The following is a 14,769-nucleotide window of genomic DNA, read 5'->3' on the forward strand; positions in this document are numbered from 1 at the left end:
GATAGCCCCCCACCGGTACGTGTGACGATCGTCGGCGCGCGACTGTGGCGGTCGAAGGTCTAAGACCCGCTTCTGTCACCGGTGCCGAAAAGCACCGGTCCTTCCCTTTCGCGGCACCGCCCGATGCAAATCGCGGGCCAAGGCCACGTTGCCGCCATAATCCCAGTGGAAGCGAGGATGCGGGTGATGCTGCGGGCCAGCGCTTGCGCTCACTCGAACCGGCATCGCGACAGCGCGCTTCACGCCCAAGTGATGCAGGTCATGGTTGGCTAATTGTTAACATTGCCAGCCCTAGAGTGCGGGCGCAATCGCCCGTTTGAGCGAACCGAGCGAGATCGAACACCGCTAAAATGTCTGGAACGTCCATGAGAACCAGCCGCCGTTTCTTCCTTTCCGGAGCCTCCGCGCTCGCCGCCGCTCTTGTGGCGAACAGCGCCAGCGCTCAGGACGTCATCGGGGATATCCTGAAGTCCTCGGGCCGCGGCAATTGGGACGACCAGTTCGACGCCCGCGCCTCAGAGGGCGGCAAGGTGGCTTCGACGCTGCCGATCTTCAGCCTGCAGACCGTCGCCTTCACCGAGCAGGCGGTGGCGCAATATCAGAACATCGTCGCCCAGGGCGGCTGGGGCGAGGTTCCCGCGACCAAGAAGCTGCAGCTCGGCGTCGACGACCCGGATGTGGTGCCGCTGCGCAAGCGCCTGATGATGTCCGGCGACCTGGCGCAGAGCGCCGGCATCTCGACCGCCTTCGATTCCTATGTCGATGCCGCGGTCAAGCGTTTCCAGGCGCGCCACGGCCTGCCCGCCGACGGTGCGATGGGCAAATACACCTATACGGCGATGAACGTCTCGGCACAGATCCGGCTCGGTCAGTTGCAGACCAACCTGCAGCGTCTGCGTGAAAAGGCCGGCACGCTCGGCAGCCGCTACGTGCTGGTCGACATCCCGGCCGCCCAGGTCGAGGCGGTCGAGAACGACCGCGTCGTGCTTCGCCACACCGCAGTCGTCGGCAAGATCGATCGCCAGACGCCGATCGTCAATTCCAAGATCAACGAGATCATCGTCAATCCCTACTGGAACGCTCCGGTCTCGATCGTGCGCAAGGACATCATTCCGCTGATGCGCAAGGACCCGAACTATCTCAAGGACAGCCATATTCGCCTGTTCGCGCCGGATGGCAGCGAGGTCGATCCGATGACCGTCGACTGGTCGACCGACGATGCCGAGAAGTACCGTTTCCGCCAAGATCCGGGCGCCGGCAATGCCATGGCCTCGGTGAAGATCAATTTCCCGAGCCCGGACGGCGTCTATATGCACGACACGCCGCAGCAGAGCCTGTTCGGCAAGCTGATGCGTTTCGATTCCTCCGGCTGCGTGCGCGTCCAGAACGTGCGCGACCTCGTCACCTGGATCCTGCGCGACACGCCCGGCTGGGACCGCCAGCATTTCGAGGGTACGATCAAGACCGGCGAGAACACCCCGGTTCAGGTCGTCAACCCGGTGCCGGTCCACTTCCTCTATCTGTCGGCCTGGTCGACGGGGCCTGGCGTCGTGCAGTTCCGCGACGACATCTACGGCCTCGACGGCAACGACGAGCTGCAGATCACGTCTTCGCTGTAAATAGCTGATATATTTTTCGAAAGGGCCGCCGATAGGGCGGCCTTTTTGCTTTCCGCCACAGGCCGACGGCCTTCGCTAGAGACCTGACTGGACGGCGCGGTCTCCATTGCGCATGGTCCGCCAACACCCGGAATCGCACCATGCATGTCGCCATCTTCATCCTGGTCGTGCTCGGCTTCGTCGCTATCTCCGGCGCGCTGGTACGGCTGGTGCGGGTGCCGCTGCCGGTGCTGCAGATCGCGATCGGTGCCGCGCTTGCCTGGCCGGCTCGCGGCCTCCACGTCGAGATCGATCCCGAACTGTTCCTTCTGGTGTTCATCCCGCCGCTGCTGTTCAGCGACGCCGCAACGGCGCCGAAGCGTGAATTGCTGGCACTGCGCGGCCCGATCCTCGACCTGGCCATCGGTCTCGTCTTCTTCACCATCGTAGGCTTCGGCTACGCCTTGCACTGGCTGGTGCCGAGCATCCCGCTCGTCGTCGCCTTCGCGCTGGCCGCGGTGCTGTCGCCGACCGACGCGGTGGCCGTATCCTCGATCGTCGACCGCAATGTGGTGCCGGCGCGCCTGATACACATTCTCGAAGGCGAGTCGTTGCTCAACGACGCATCGGGGCTGGTCATGTTCCGCTTCGCCGTGGCGGCTGCGCTGACCGGCAGCTTTTCCCTGGGCGCCGCGTCGCTCAGCTTCCTCTACGCCGTGGCGGCGGGCATCCTGGCCGGCGTGGTGGCGTTGATCGTCGCCGCAAAGACACTGCAGCTCCTCAACCGCATTGGTGGCGTGCCGGCCGAGGCGCAGGTGCTGGTGATGATCCTGATCCCCTTCATCGCCTATCTCGGCGCCGAACATGCCGGCGCTTCCGGCATCCTGGCGGCGGTCACCGCCGGTATGCTCACCAGCGGCTCCGGCATATTCCGCCATCTCGGCGTTTCGGCGCGCATGCAGACCATGTCGCTGTGGACGACGCTGTCCTTCGTCTTCAACGGCGCGCTGTTCATCCTGCTCGGCCTGCAGCTTCCCGATATCATCCGCAAGGTGCCGCCCGAGCTTTCGAGCCGGCACTGGCTGGTCGAGCCGGTCGCCACGGTGCTGATCCTGACCCTGTGCCTGATCGGCTTGCGCTTCCTTTGGATCTGGGTCGGCGACATCGCGCAGCGCCTCGCCGCGCGGTTTGGCAAGCGCAAGGCCGAACCGTTCGGCCTGCGGGTGCGGCTTGCCGGCTCGGTTGCGGGCGTGCGCGGCGCCATCACTTTGGCCGGCATCCTGTCGCTGCCTCTGGCCATGCCTGACGGCTCGCCCTTTCCGGCGCGCGACATCGTCATTTTCCTCGCCGCCGGCGTCATCATCTGCTCGCTCACCATCGCCAGCCTTGCCTTGCCGAAGATCGCGCGCGGGCTGGTCGAACCGGGCGAGGATCCCGGTGCCGCCGAGGAGCGCCGGGCACGCGTCGGCGCGGCCAATGCGGCCATCGCCCGCATCGAGATTATCGCCAACGACGCAAGCGAAGGGGAGGCGGCCGATGCCCGCTTGGCCGTCGCCGACAGCATCGTCGCCGGCTACCGTCGCCGCATCGCCGCCTCCGACGAGGCCGATGAAGCCCGCGCCGAGGCGCGCGAAGCCGGACGGCTGGAGTTGGAACTCCGCTTCGCCGCCATCGAGGCCGAGCGCACGGCCGTGCGCGCCATGCTGCGCAGCGGCGAAATCAACGACCATACGGCGCAGGCGCTGTTTGCCGAGATCACGCTGACCGAGGCCCTCCTGAAAGGCCGGCAGCGGCGGAAATAGACGTCACGCAGACCTCCTGGCGCAATTCGGCCAGCAAATTTCGCGCCGCAAACGTGGCGAGGCGAAAACAACTGTGTTAATGGCGCGGCAATGCATGTCGCCCAGAAGTGTGCAGCGGTTTTGGGGCAACGATATGCATAAACAAATGCCCCCGAACCCCGAGGATTCAGTCCATGGCTACAGCAGCGGCAGTGTCGAACAAATTCGAATCCTTCTTCGAAACCACGCTGGAAGATGCCGATCCGGAGATTTTCGGCGCCATCCGCAACGAACTCGGCCGCCAGCGCCATGAGATCGAACTGATCGCGTCGGAAAACATCGTCTCGCGCGCCGTGCTCGAGGCGCAAGGCTCGATCATGACCAACAAATATGCCGAGGGCTATCCGGGCAAGCGCTACTATGGCGGCTGCCAGTTCGTCGACGTGGCCGAAGAACTGGCCATCGAGCGCGCCAAAAAGCTGTTTGGCTGCAACTTCGCCAACGTCCAGCCGAATTCCGGCAGCCAGATGAACCAGGCGGTGTTCCTGGCTTTGCTGCAGCCCGGCGACACCTTCATGGGTCTCGACCTGAATTCCGGCGGCCATCTGACCCACGGCTCGCCCGTCAACATGAGCGGCAAATGGTTCAAGGTCGTCTCCTATGGCGTGCGCAAGGAAGACCATCTGCTCGACATGGACGCGATCGAGAAGACCGCGCATGAGACCAAGCCGAAATTGATCCTCGCCGGTGGCACCGCCTATTCGCGCGTCTGGGACTGGAAGCGGTTCCGCGAGATCGCCGATGCGGTCGGCGCCTATCTGATGGTCGACATGGCCCACATCGCCGGCCTCGTCGCCGGCGGCGTCCACCCATCGCCGCTGCCGCATGCCCATGTCGTGACGACGACGACGCACAAGTCGCTGCGCGGCCCGCGCGGCGGCATGATCCTGTGCAATGACGAGGACATCGCCAAGAAGATGAACTCGGCCGTCTTCCCGGGCCTGCAGGGCGGCCCGCTGATGCATGTCATCGCCGCCAAGGCGGTGGCCTTCGGCGAGGCGCTGAAGCCGAGCTTCAAGGTCTATGCCGAGAGCGTCGCGGCCAACGCCAAGGCGCTGGCTTCCAGCCTCAAGGAGACCGGCCTCGACATCGTCTCCGGCGGCACCGACAACCATCTGATGCTGGTCGATCTGCGTCCGAAGAACGCCACTGGCAAGCGCGCCGAGGCGGCGCTCGGCCGCGCCAACATCACCTGCAACAAGAACGGCATCCCCTTCGATCCGGAAAAGCCCTTCGTCACCTCGGGCGTGCGCCTCGGCACGCCAGCCGGCACCACGCGCGGCTTCGGCCAGGCCGAGTTCCGCGAGATCGGCAAGCTGATCGCCGAGGTGCTGGACGGGCTGAAAGTGGCGAATTCCGACGAGGGCAACGCGGCCGTCGAGGCGGCGGTGAAGGCCAAGGTCGTGGCTTTGACCGATCGCTTCCCGCTCTATCCCTATCTCGGTTGACCTGACGCCCGGCCTCATCCCTTATTGGCGATGACGAGAAGCGCCGCTCCAGCTGGAGCGGCGTTGCGGACAGGAGCCTTGATGATGCGATTTCTTCGACTTGCCGGCCTTGGCGTGCTGGCCGTGCTGCAATTGGCCGGCGCCGCCTCGGCGCAGACTACGGCCACTCAACCTGCACCCCAGCCCGCGGCACCAGAAGCCACCACACCCAAGACGGAAACCTTCGGCAAATGGTCGACGATCGTCGACGAGGTCAACACCGGCGAGGATACGCGCAAGACCTGCGCCGCCTCGACCGCCTTCCTCGATGCGAACGGCACCAGCGGCACGCTGACGCTCGCCATCTCCAACGGCGACGTGCTGCCGCCTAACGGTTATCCGAGCCTCATCATTGCCTTGAGGAACAAGGAGTTGCCGACCGGTGAGAACATTCCCGCGGTGTTCGGCGACGACAAGGGCAAGGTCAAGGCGACGGTCAGCGCCGATATTGGCGACCAGTGGATGATGAACAACAAGGCCGAGACCACGCTGGCGGTCCTGCGCGCCATGCGCCGCGCCGGCGCGCTCGACGTCGCCTTCGCAAATGCGCCGGTCGCGACCATCTCGATGGACGGCTTCACCAAGGCCTATCGCAGCCTCGGCGCATCCTGCGGCTTCCCGACCACCGACGTCGCGCCCTGACGCGGCGCCGGCAAGGAGCCGCGCCATGGATATCCTCTGGAAAGGTGTGGTCGGCGGCCTGGTCACCGCGCTGATCGTCTGGGCCTCGAAGCGCTGCAACATCTTGCCTGGCATCCTGCCGCTGGCGCCGACCTTCGCGGTGATCGCGCTGCTCGCCGTCGGCGCCAAGGGCAACCCGACCGGTTTTCGCGAGGCTTGCCTCGCCGGTTTCAAGACCATCCCGGCCTATCTCGCCTTCCTCGGCGCCTGCTGGCTGTTCATCGACCGCATCGACTACCGGCTCGCCATTCTCGGCGGCATCGCGGTATGGCTGGTCGCGGCGCTGGCAATCTTCCTCGCGCCTCGCTATCTCTGAGGCACGGAAGGCCGTCCGTACTTTGCCATTGCGGCAAAAACCTCTAAGCCTTCCGCTCACCAAGAATCGCGAGCTGAAGGCTGTCCATGCGCTGTCCCTACTGCCAGTCCGAAGATACGCAGGTGAAGGATTCGCGCCCCGCCGAGGATGGCGCGGCGATCCGCAGGCGGCGCGTCTGCCCCGATTGCGGCGGTCGTTTCACCACCTTCGAGCGCGTGCAATTGCGTGACCTCGTCGTAGTCAAGAAATCCGGCCGCAAGGTGCCGTTCGACCGCGACAAGCTGCTGCGCTCGGTCGAGATCGCGGTGCGCAAGCGCAATGTCGACCCCGAACGCATCGACCGCGCCGTCACCGGCATCGTGCGCCAACTCGAAAGTTCGGGCGAGACGGAAGTGGCCTCGGGCGAGGTCGGGCGGCTGGTCATGGAGGCGCTGAAGTCGCTCGACGACGTCGCCTATGTGCGTTTCGCCTCGGTTTACCGCAATTTCCGCGAGGCCAAGGATTTTCATGAGGTGCTGGGCGAGCTCAAGGGCGACGAGCTGAAGAGCGAAGAGGACGCCGGCTGAGCATGGCAAGCCCGACGCTCAGCCCGGCCGAACAGCAGGCCCTCGATCGCCGTTTCATGGCGGCGGCGCTCAGGCTGTCGCGCAAGAATGCCGGCCGGACCTCGACCAACCCTTCCGTCGGCACGCTGATCGTGCGCGACGATGGTGCCGGGCCGATGATCGTCGGCACCGGTGTCACCGCGGTCGGCGGGCGTCCGCATGCCGAGACCGAGGCCTTGGCCGAGGCCGGCGAACTGGCCCGCGGCGCCACTGCCTATGTCACGCTGGAGCCTTGCGCCCACCACGGCCGAACGCCGCCTTGCGCCAACGCGCTGGTCAATGCCGGCGTCGCGCGCGTGGTCGGTGCGGCGAGTGACCCCGACCCCCGCGTTTCCGGCCAGGGTTACGCGATCCTGCGTGCCGCAGGCATTGAAGTGGTCGAAAAAGTGCTGGCGGCCGAGGCCTCGGAGCAGATGGCCGGCTATCTGATTCGATCGCTCAAAAAACGTCCGGAAGTGATTTTGAAACTTGCGCTTTCCAGCGATGGCAAGATCGGTGTGGAAGGCGAGGGGCAGGTCGCGATCACCGGCGACATCGCGCGCCGCGAAGTCTATCTGATGCGGGCCGAGGCCGACGGCATCCTGGTCGGCATCGGCACCGCTCTGGAGGACGATCCGGCGCTGACCGTGCGTTTGCCGGGGCTGGAGAACCGCTCGCCGGCACGCATCGTGCTCGACCGCCAGATCCGCTTGCCGGAAGCTTCGAAACTGGTCTCCGGTGTCGACCGCGTCCCGCTCTATGTCGCCGCTTGCCTGGAGGCCGACCCGCACCGCCGCGCTGCGCTCGAGCGCGCCGGCGTCCGCTTCATCGGCACCGAGACCCATGAGGGCGGCGTTGCCTTGCCCGAGCTGCTGGAAGATCTGGCAGCGCTCGGCATGGCCAGTGTGCTGGTCGAGGGCGGCGCCAAGGTGGCTCGAGCCTTCCTCGCCGACGGACTGGTCGACCGCATCGTGCTGTTCCACGGACCTGAGACGATCGGCGAGGGCGGCATTGCATCACCCATCGACGCCAGCCATATCCCGGCGGGCTTTCGCAAGCTGCGCGACATGCAGTTCGGCGAAGACAGCTATTTCGAGTGGGTGAGGGACATCTGATGTTCACCGGAATTGTCACCGATGTCGGTAGCGTCGCTGCCGTCAGGCCGCTCAGGGAGGGTGTCGGCCTGCGCATCGACACCGCCTACGATCCCGAGACCATCGCCATCGGCGCCTCGATCTCCTGCGGCGGTGTCTGCCTGACGGTAACGGCGCTGCCGGATGGTGGCTCGAACGCGCGCTGGTTCGAGGTCGAGGCCTGGGAAGAAGCATTGCGGTTGACGACAGCCGCTGGATGGAAATCGGGCATGCGCATCAATCTCGAACGAGCGCTGAAGATCGGCGACGAACTCGGCGGCCACATCGTCTCCGGCCATGTCGACGGCACGGCCGAGATCGTGGCGCGCAAGGACGAGGGCGATGCCGTGCGCTTTACGCTCGAAGCGCCGCGCGAACTGGCCAGGTTCATAGCGCCAAAGGGCTCCGTCGCCCTCGACGGCACCTCGCTCACTGTCAACAAGGTCGAAGGCACCCGCTTCGATGTGCTGCTGATCCACCATTCGCTGACCGTGACCACCTGGGGCGAACGCCAGCTCGGCGACAAGGTGAACCTCGAGATCGACACCATGGCCCGCTACGCGGCACGCCTGGTGGAAGCGGCGAAAGAGGGGCTTTGAGCCACCCTGGGAAATTAGACCGGGCCTGAACGTCCGACAAAGCTTGCGAATGCGGCCGCTTCGGCCTAAGTCACCGGCGATCCCCGGAGACATCTATGGCTGGCACATCCCAACACGGCAAAGCGTTTATCCGCCCGAAGAAGAAGGCCCACCTTCTCGTCATCGAGGCGCGGTTCCATGACGACCTTGCCGACGCGCTGCTCGAAGGCGCGACAAGCGCGCTGGACGAAGCCGGCGCGACCTATGATGTCGTCACCGTTCCAGGCTCGCTGGAGATTCCGGCCGTGATCACCTTCGCCCTCGATGGTGCTGCCGACGGCGGGACCGGCTATGACGGTTTTGTTGCGCTTGGCACCATCATCCGTGGCGATACCTATCATTTCGACATCGTCGCCAATGAATCCAGCCGTGCGCTGATGGACATTTCGGTCCAGGATTCGGTCTGCATCGGCAACGGCATCCTGACCACCGAGAACGACGCCCAGGCCTGGACGCGCGCCAAGCGTTCGGAAGGCGACAAGGGCGGCTTTGCCGCGCGTGCGGCGCTGACCATGATCGCTCTCAAAGAGCAGTTGGGAGCGCGATCGTGAGCGACCCCGCTGCGCCCGGCCAGCCCGCGATACGCCACGCCAACAAGCGTGGCGCCGCCCGTCTCGCCGCCGTGCAGGCGCTCTACCAGATGGACGTGGCCGGCAGCGGCATTTTTGAGATCACGGCGGAATATGAGGCGTTCAGGCTCGGCAAGGAAGTCGACGGCGCGCTCTATCGCGAGGCCGACGCGCAGTGGTTTCGCGCCATCCTCACCGGCGTCGTCGAAAACCAGAAGACCATCGATCCGGTCATCCGCCAGGCGCTGACCGACGACTGGCCGTTGTCGAGGCTCGATTCGACGCTGCGCGCCATCCTGCGCGCCGGCGTCTATGAATTGATGAAGCGCGATGACGTGCCGGTCGCCGTCATCGTTTCGGAATATGTCGACATCGCCAAGGCCTTCTACGAGGAAGATGAGCCGAAGCTTACCAACGCCGTGCTCGATCGCGTGTCACGCCGGGTGCGCGGCGAGGGCCGCGGCAAGGACGCTTCGTGACGGCCGCGGCTGTCGTCGCCGAGGCAAGCAGGGAAGCACGCCGCACGGCATTCATCCTTGCCGCCGCGCAGGCGATCATCGGTTCGGCCGCACCTATCGCCATTTCCGTGGGCGGGCTGGCCGGCCAATACCTGCTCGCCGCCGACAAGTCGCTGGCGACGGCGCCGATCACCGGCTTCAATGTCGGTGTGGCGCTCGGCGCACTGCCGGCTGCCGCAATCATTCGCAGCCTCGGCCAGCGCGGCGGTTTCATGACCGGCACTATCATCACCGCGCTCGGCGGGCTGGTCGCTACGCTGGCGCTCTTCCATCCGAACTTTTGGCTGTTCGCCTTCGGCCTGGCGGTGCTCGGGATCGGTGGTGCTTTCGTCCAGCAGTTTCGCTTCGCCGCCGCCGACAACGCACCTTCGGAATTCAAGGCGCGCGCCATTTCCTTCGTGCTGGCCGGCGGCATCGTCACCGCCATACTCGGGCCGCAGATCGTCATCTTCACCCGCGAACTGTTCGCGCCCGTGATGTTTGCCGGCTCGTTCGCGTCCATCCTCGTGCTGTCGGCTGTCGGCGCCATCATCCTCTCGTTCCTGCGCATTCCGTCCCGGGCTGCCGGCAAGGCGGAGATCGCCGACAGCGATGCGCGGCCGCTGTCCGAGATTGTCACCCGGCCGCGTTTCGTCGCGGCGCTCTTCTGCGCTGTCGGCAGCTACGCGCTGATGAGTTTCGTCATGACCGGCGCGCCACTCGCCATGGTCGGCTGCGGCCTGTCGACCGACGATGCGATGCTCGGCATTTCCTGGCATGTCATGGCGATGTTCGCGCCGAGCTTCTTCACCGGCTCGCTGATCCACCGCTTCGGCGCCGAACGCATCGTTGCAGCCGGCCTGATCCTGCTCGTCGCTTGCGCCGTGGTGGCTCTGTCGGGACTGGCGCTATGGCAGTTCTGGACGGCGCTGATCCTGCTCGGCCTTGGCTGGAATTTTGGCTTCATCGGCGCCACGGCCATGGTCGCCGACAGTTACCGGCCATCGGAAAAGGGCAAGGTGCAGGGCTTTCACGACTTCGTCCTGTTCGGCTCCGTCGCCTTCGCCTCGCTGATGTCGGGCGCGGTCTACAACGCCTGGGGCTGGGAGATGCTGAACTGGATCGTCTTCCCGGTTACCGCGCTCTGCTTCGTGGCGCTGGGCGCGCTGAAGATGACGAGCTTGCGCCCGGCCACCTGACACCACCTTGTCTGCATGGGCGGCGTCGGATTGGGCCAGCCCGCACAAAATTATTGCGTGCATCCCTCTTGTTATGAAACCGTGTGCCCCGACGGGGCGTTGAAGCCATGCTCTTATGCGGCAACCGTAATCCGGTTCACAGCAAGGGATTCCCATCATGTTTTCAATCAAGCTTCTGGCCGGCGCCGCGCTTGCACTCGGCATCACTGCAGCCTCGGCGAATGCCCAGGTGGTCGTGTCGTCGAAGATCGACACCGAAGGCGGCGTGCTCGGCAACATCATCCAGCTCGTGCTGAACGCCAACAACATCAAGACCACCGACCGCATCCAGCTCGGCGGCACGCCGGTGGTGCGCAAGGCGATCAGCGCCGGCGAGATCGACATCTATCCGGAATACACCGGCAACGCCGCCTTCTTCTTCGAGAAGGCCGACGATCCGGTGTGGAAGGACGCCGCCAAGGCTTATGAGACCGCCAAGAAGCTTGACTATGACGCCAACAAGATCGTCTGGCTGTCGCCGTCGCCAGCCAACAACACCTGGGCGATCGCGCTGCGCAAGGAAGTCGCCGACGAGAACAAGCTGGCGACGCTCTCCGACTTCGGCAAATACGTCGCCGGCGGCGGCAAGGTGGTGCTCGCGGCTTCGGCAGAGTTCGTCAATTCGGCGGCCGCACTGCCGGCCTTCCAGACCACTTATGGCTTCACTCTGAAACCCGACCAACTGATCACGCTCTCCGGTGGCGACACCGCTGCGACCATTGCGGCGGCGGCCAACCAGACCAATGGCGCCAATGCCGCCATGGTCTACGGCACCGACGGCGGCATCGCGCCCTCCGGTCTTGTCGTGCTCGACGACGACAAGGCCGTGCAACCCGTCTACCAGCCGGCGCCGATCATCCGCGAGGCGGTGCTGAAGGAGCATCCCGAGATCGAGACGTTGTTGAAGCCGGTCTTCGCCAAACTCGATTTGGTCACGCTGCAGGAACTCAACGGCCGCGTGCAGGTTGGCGGCGAGCCGGTCAAGGGGGTGGCGGAGGACTTTTTGAAGAAGAACGGCTTCCTCAAGTGAGGCGATTGCGGCGCGCCCTATCGGCGGAGCGCCGTATCGACTGATGGGAGAGGGCGTGCGCATCCGGTTCGACAAGCTCGGCGTGGTCATCGCCGCGATTGCTGCCTATGCGGCGTTCCTCGCCCCTTTCGCCACCTTCCGCGCCAACCGCATCGTGCCCGGCGAGGCGCGCTCCATACTTGAAGCGCTGCCGGCAACGACCGGGCCGCTGCTGCTGGCGATCGTTGTCGCCGGCGCGCTCATTGCCTTGCTGAAAACCCCACTTGTCCTGCGCCTCGCCGCCAGCGTGGTGGCGCTTGCTGCCCTTGCCACACTGATCGGCGTTGCCGGCAGCTTTCTCACCCCGGCGGGCAACACCTTCGCCCGCATCTCTCCGGCCTCCGGCTTCTGGCTGCTGATCTTCGCCTTTACGCTCCTGCTGGCCGACGTGCTGACAAGGCTGAACCTGTCCCCCTGGGCGCGCGTCGGGGTGCTGGTCGTCGCGGCTCTGGCTATCGGCCTGCTGTTGATATCGGGGCAATGGAACAGCCTGTCGATCCTCAAGGAATATGCCAACCGTGCCGACAGTTTCTGGGCCGAAGGCTCCAAGCACGTCACGCTGGCGCTGGGCTCATTGGTGGCCGCTGTGGTCGTCGGCCTGCCGCTCGGCATTCTCTGCCACCGCGTCGAAAAATTGCGGGCAGGGGCGCTCAACGTGCTGAACATCATCCAGACCATCCCCTCGATCGCGTTGTTCGGCCTCTTGATCGCGCCGCTCGGCTGGGTCGCCGCCCACGTGCCGGGTGCTGCCGCGCTCGGCATTCGCGGCATCGGCACAGCACCCGCCTTCGTCGCGCTGTTCCTCTATTCGCTGCTGCCGGTGGTCGCCAACACCGTGGTCGGCCTCGCCGGCGTGCCGCGTGCCGCCAACGACGCCGCGCGCGGCATGGGGATGACCGACCGCCAGCGCCTGTTCGGCGTCGAGTTTCCGCTCGCCTTCCCGGTCATCCTCACCGGCATTCGCATCGTGCTGGTCCAGAACATCGGCCTTGCCACCATCGCCGCGCTGATCGGCGGCGGCGGCTTCGGCGTATTCGTCTTCCAGGGTGTCGGCCAGACGGCGATGGACCTGGTGCTGCTCGGCGCGGTGCCAACGGTTGCGCTGGCCTTTGCCGCGGCCATCATCCTCGACGCAGTGATCGAAATGACCGCCACCAAGCGCAGGGTTGAAACGGCATGATCGAGATCGAAGGCATTACCAAGCGCTATGACGCAACGACCGTCGTCGACGACGTGTCGATGGTGATCGAGCCGCGCACCATTGCTGTCATCGTCGGCACCTCCGGGTCCGGCAAGACGACGCTTTTGCGCATGATCAACCGGCTGGTCGAGCCGACCGCGGGCATCATCAGGCTCGACGGCAACGACAACCGTTCGCAGCCGGACTATGAGCTGCGCCGCAGCATTGGCTATGCCATTCAGGGTCACGGCCTGTTTCCGCACCGCACCGTGGCACAGAACATTGCCACCGTGCCGGTGCTGCTCGGCTGGGACAAGGCCCGCATCAAGGCGCGCGTCGATGAATTGATGACGCTCTACCAGCTTGATCCCGAGGCCTACGGGCCGCGCTATCCGCACGAACTCTCCGGCGGCCAGCAGCAGCGCGTCGGCGTCGCCCGCGCGCTCGCCGCCGAGCCCAACGTGTTGTTGATGGACGAGCCGTTCGGCGCGCTCGACCCGATCATCCGCACCAAGGCGCAGGAGGATCTGCTGGCGATCCAGAAGCGCTTCGGCACCACCATCATCCTCGTCACCCATGACATGGAAGAGGCCGTGCGGATGGGCGACAAGATCGCTGTCATGGATGCCGGCAAGCTGGTGCAATACGCCAAGCCGGCCGAGATCCTGGCGAAACCGGCAAGCGACTTCGTCGAGACCCTCGTCGGCGCCAGCGAAAAACCATTCCGGCTGCTGTCGCTCGGCCGCGTCAGCGACGCGGTGGAGAAGGGGACCGCCGAAGGCGAGGCGATCCCCGGCGATGCCAGCCAGCGCGACGCGCTGGCTGAGCTGCTCTGGTCCGGCCGCTCGGCGCTGCCGGTCAAGGGCGAAGACGGCAAGCCGCTCGGCCGCGTCACTGTGGACGGGCTGGTCAAACGCGCGGCGAGGCCGGCATGAAAGCCTGGCTGCCCTCGCTGCTCAGGCTTTTGCTGGTGGTGCTGCTCGTCGCCTTCGTCACCAATCCCGGCTGGTTCCAGCCGCTTCTGAAGCCACTGACCGAGAACGGCGCGCCGGCGATCTACAATCAGGGCAGCCTGCTGACGTTGACGTTCCTGCATCTGAGGACCGTGCTGATTGCTACCGTGGCCGCGACCATCGTCGCCGTGGCGCTCGCCATCCTCGTCACCAGGCCGGCCGGCGCCGAGTTCCTGCCGCTGTCGCGCAGCCTGGTCAATATCGGCCAGACCTTTCCGCCGGTGGCGGTGCTGGCGCTGGCCGTGCCCGCCGTCGGCTTCGGCGAGAAGCCGACGCTGATCGCGCTGTTTCTCTATGGCCTCTTGCCGATCTTCGAGAACGCGCTGACTGGCCTGACAACGCTGCCGGCCAATGTCATGGAGGCGGCGCGCGGCGCCGGCATGACCGGTTGGCAAAGGCTTTTGAAGGTCGAATTGCCGCTGAGCGCCCCGATCATCCTCGGCGGCATAAGGCTGTCGGTGGTCATCAGCCTCGCCACCGCCACCATCGGCTCGACGGTGGCGGCCAAGACGCTGGGCGAGGTGATCATCGCCGGCCTGCTGTCGAACAACCTCGCCTTCGTCCTGCAGGGCGGCCTGATCGTCGCCGCCCTTGCGGTGCTGATCTATGACGGGCTCTCGGCCATCGAGCGCTACACGGCGCGCCGCATGGGGCAGGAGACGGCGTAGCATGACCTGCCAGTCAGTAATCTCCGTTCAACTTCAACTCCTGAACGTCATTTCAATCGATCTAATTCGACGACGGCACCAATAAGTGCGCCGCCCCCTGCGCCTTTCGGCCGAAAGCCGGGCAAAAACCGAACAATATCTTGACGTTCCGAGCCCTGTTTCGCATACACCGCTGCGAAGGGACGGAATCCGCCTCGCGGAATGCCGCTCCCCGTCTCAACGGCCCAGGGAGGGGTTCTTTTGGGCCATCAATCGAG

Annotated in this window: 15 protein-coding genes; all 15 read left to right on the forward strand. The window is 65.4% G+C overall.

All coding sequences use genetic code 11. The annotated features are described in order from the left end of the window. The first annotated feature begins 365 nt into the window (after window positions 1-365). The 15 genes from A6B35_RS17160 to A6B35_RS17230 all read left to right on the forward strand — a co-directional run bounded on the left by A6B35_RS17160 (window position 366) and on the right by A6B35_RS17230 (window position 14,512). Window positions 366-1,619: a L,D-transpeptidase family protein gene (locus A6B35_RS17160; protein WP_006201912.1), complete on the forward strand. Its 1,254-nt coding sequence runs from the start codon at window positions 366-368 to the stop codon at window positions 1,617-1,619. Between the two features lie 140 nt (window positions 1,620-1,759). After that, window positions 1,760-3,400 carry a Na+/H+ antiporter gene (locus tag A6B35_RS17165; protein WP_006201911.1) on the forward strand — a complete coding sequence of 547 codons (1,641 nt, stop codon included), beginning with the start codon at window positions 1,760-1,762 and terminating at the stop codon, window positions 3,398-3,400. A 173-nt stretch (window positions 3,401-3,573) separates the two neighbouring features. Then, window positions 3,574-4,887, forward strand: coding sequence for a serine hydroxymethyltransferase (gene glyA, locus A6B35_RS17170; protein WP_006201910.1), 1,314 nt, complete (start codon window positions 3,574-3,576; stop codon window positions 4,885-4,887). A gap of 84 nt (window positions 4,888-4,971) precedes the next feature. Beyond that, entirely contained in the window at window positions 4,972-5,568 is a 597-nt protein-coding gene (locus A6B35_RS17175) for an invasion associated locus B family protein (protein ID WP_006201909.1), read from the forward strand. 25 nt (window positions 5,569-5,593) lie between these two features. Next, window positions 5,594-5,923 (forward strand): GlpM family protein, encoded by a 330-nt coding sequence (locus A6B35_RS17180; protein WP_006201908.1) that lies wholly within the window; start codon window positions 5,594-5,596, stop codon window positions 5,921-5,923. Between the two features lie 86 nt (window positions 5,924-6,009). Then, window positions 6,010-6,489, forward strand: a complete 480-nt coding sequence (gene nrdR, locus A6B35_RS17185) for a transcriptional regulator NrdR (protein ID WP_006201907.1) — start codon at window positions 6,010-6,012, stop codon at window positions 6,487-6,489. Between the two features lie 2 nt (window positions 6,490-6,491). After that, window positions 6,492-7,622 (forward strand): bifunctional diaminohydroxyphosphoribosylaminopyrimidine deaminase/5-amino-6-(5-phosphoribosylamino)uracil reductase RibD, encoded by a 1,131-nt coding sequence (gene ribD, locus A6B35_RS17190; RefSeq protein ID WP_006201906.1) that lies wholly within the window; start codon window positions 6,492-6,494, stop codon window positions 7,620-7,622. After that, the gene (locus tag A6B35_RS17195) at window positions 7,622-8,239 is read left to right on the forward strand and encodes a riboflavin synthase (RefSeq protein WP_006201905.1); all 618 of its coding nucleotides are present in this window, start codon (window positions 7,622-7,624) and stop codon (window positions 8,237-8,239) included. The genes ribD and A6B35_RS17195 overlap by 1 nt, the downstream gene beginning before the upstream one ends. A 95-nt stretch (window positions 8,240-8,334) precedes the next feature. Beyond that, window positions 8,335-8,829 carry a 6,7-dimethyl-8-ribityllumazine synthase gene (gene ribH, locus A6B35_RS17200; protein ID WP_006201904.1) on the forward strand — a complete coding sequence of 165 codons (495 nt, stop codon included), beginning with the start codon at window positions 8,335-8,337 and terminating at the stop codon, window positions 8,827-8,829. Continuing rightward, window positions 8,826-9,326: a transcription antitermination factor NusB gene (gene nusB / locus A6B35_RS17205; RefSeq protein WP_006201903.1), complete on the forward strand. Its 501-nt coding sequence runs from the start codon at window positions 8,826-8,828 to the stop codon at window positions 9,324-9,326. Before ribH ends, nusB begins: the two co-directional genes overlap by 4 nt. After that, entirely contained in the window at window positions 9,323-10,543 is a 1,221-nt protein-coding gene (locus tag A6B35_RS17210; protein WP_006201902.1) for an MFS transporter, read from the forward strand. The genes nusB and A6B35_RS17210 overlap by 4 nt, the downstream gene beginning before the upstream one ends. 157 nt (window positions 10,544-10,700) lie before the next feature. Next, entirely contained in the window at window positions 10,701-11,612 is a 912-nt protein-coding gene (gene osmF / locus A6B35_RS17215; RefSeq protein ID WP_006201901.1) for a glycine betaine ABC transporter substrate-binding protein OsmF, read from the forward strand. Between the two features lie 43 nt (window positions 11,613-11,655). Next, window positions 11,656-12,831: an ABC transporter permease gene (locus A6B35_RS17220; protein ID WP_006201900.1), complete on the forward strand. Its 1,176-nt coding sequence runs from the start codon at window positions 11,656-11,658 to the stop codon at window positions 12,829-12,831. Then, window positions 12,828-13,766, forward strand: coding sequence for an ABC transporter ATP-binding protein (locus tag A6B35_RS17225; protein ID WP_006201899.1), 939 nt, complete (start codon window positions 12,828-12,830; stop codon window positions 13,764-13,766). The genes A6B35_RS17220 and A6B35_RS17225 overlap by 4 nt, the downstream gene beginning before the upstream one ends. Then, window positions 13,763-14,512 (forward strand): ABC transporter permease, encoded by a 750-nt coding sequence (locus A6B35_RS17230; RefSeq protein WP_006201898.1) that lies wholly within the window; start codon window positions 13,763-13,765, stop codon window positions 14,510-14,512. Before A6B35_RS17225 ends, A6B35_RS17230 begins: the two co-directional genes overlap by 4 nt. Window positions 14,513-14,769 lie beyond the last annotated feature (257 nt).

It is taken from the genome of Mesorhizobium amorphae CCNWGS0123 (genome assembly GCF_001686985.1).
Classification (GTDB): Bacteria; Pseudomonadota; Alphaproteobacteria; order Rhizobiales; family Rhizobiaceae; genus Mesorhizobium; species Mesorhizobium amorphae.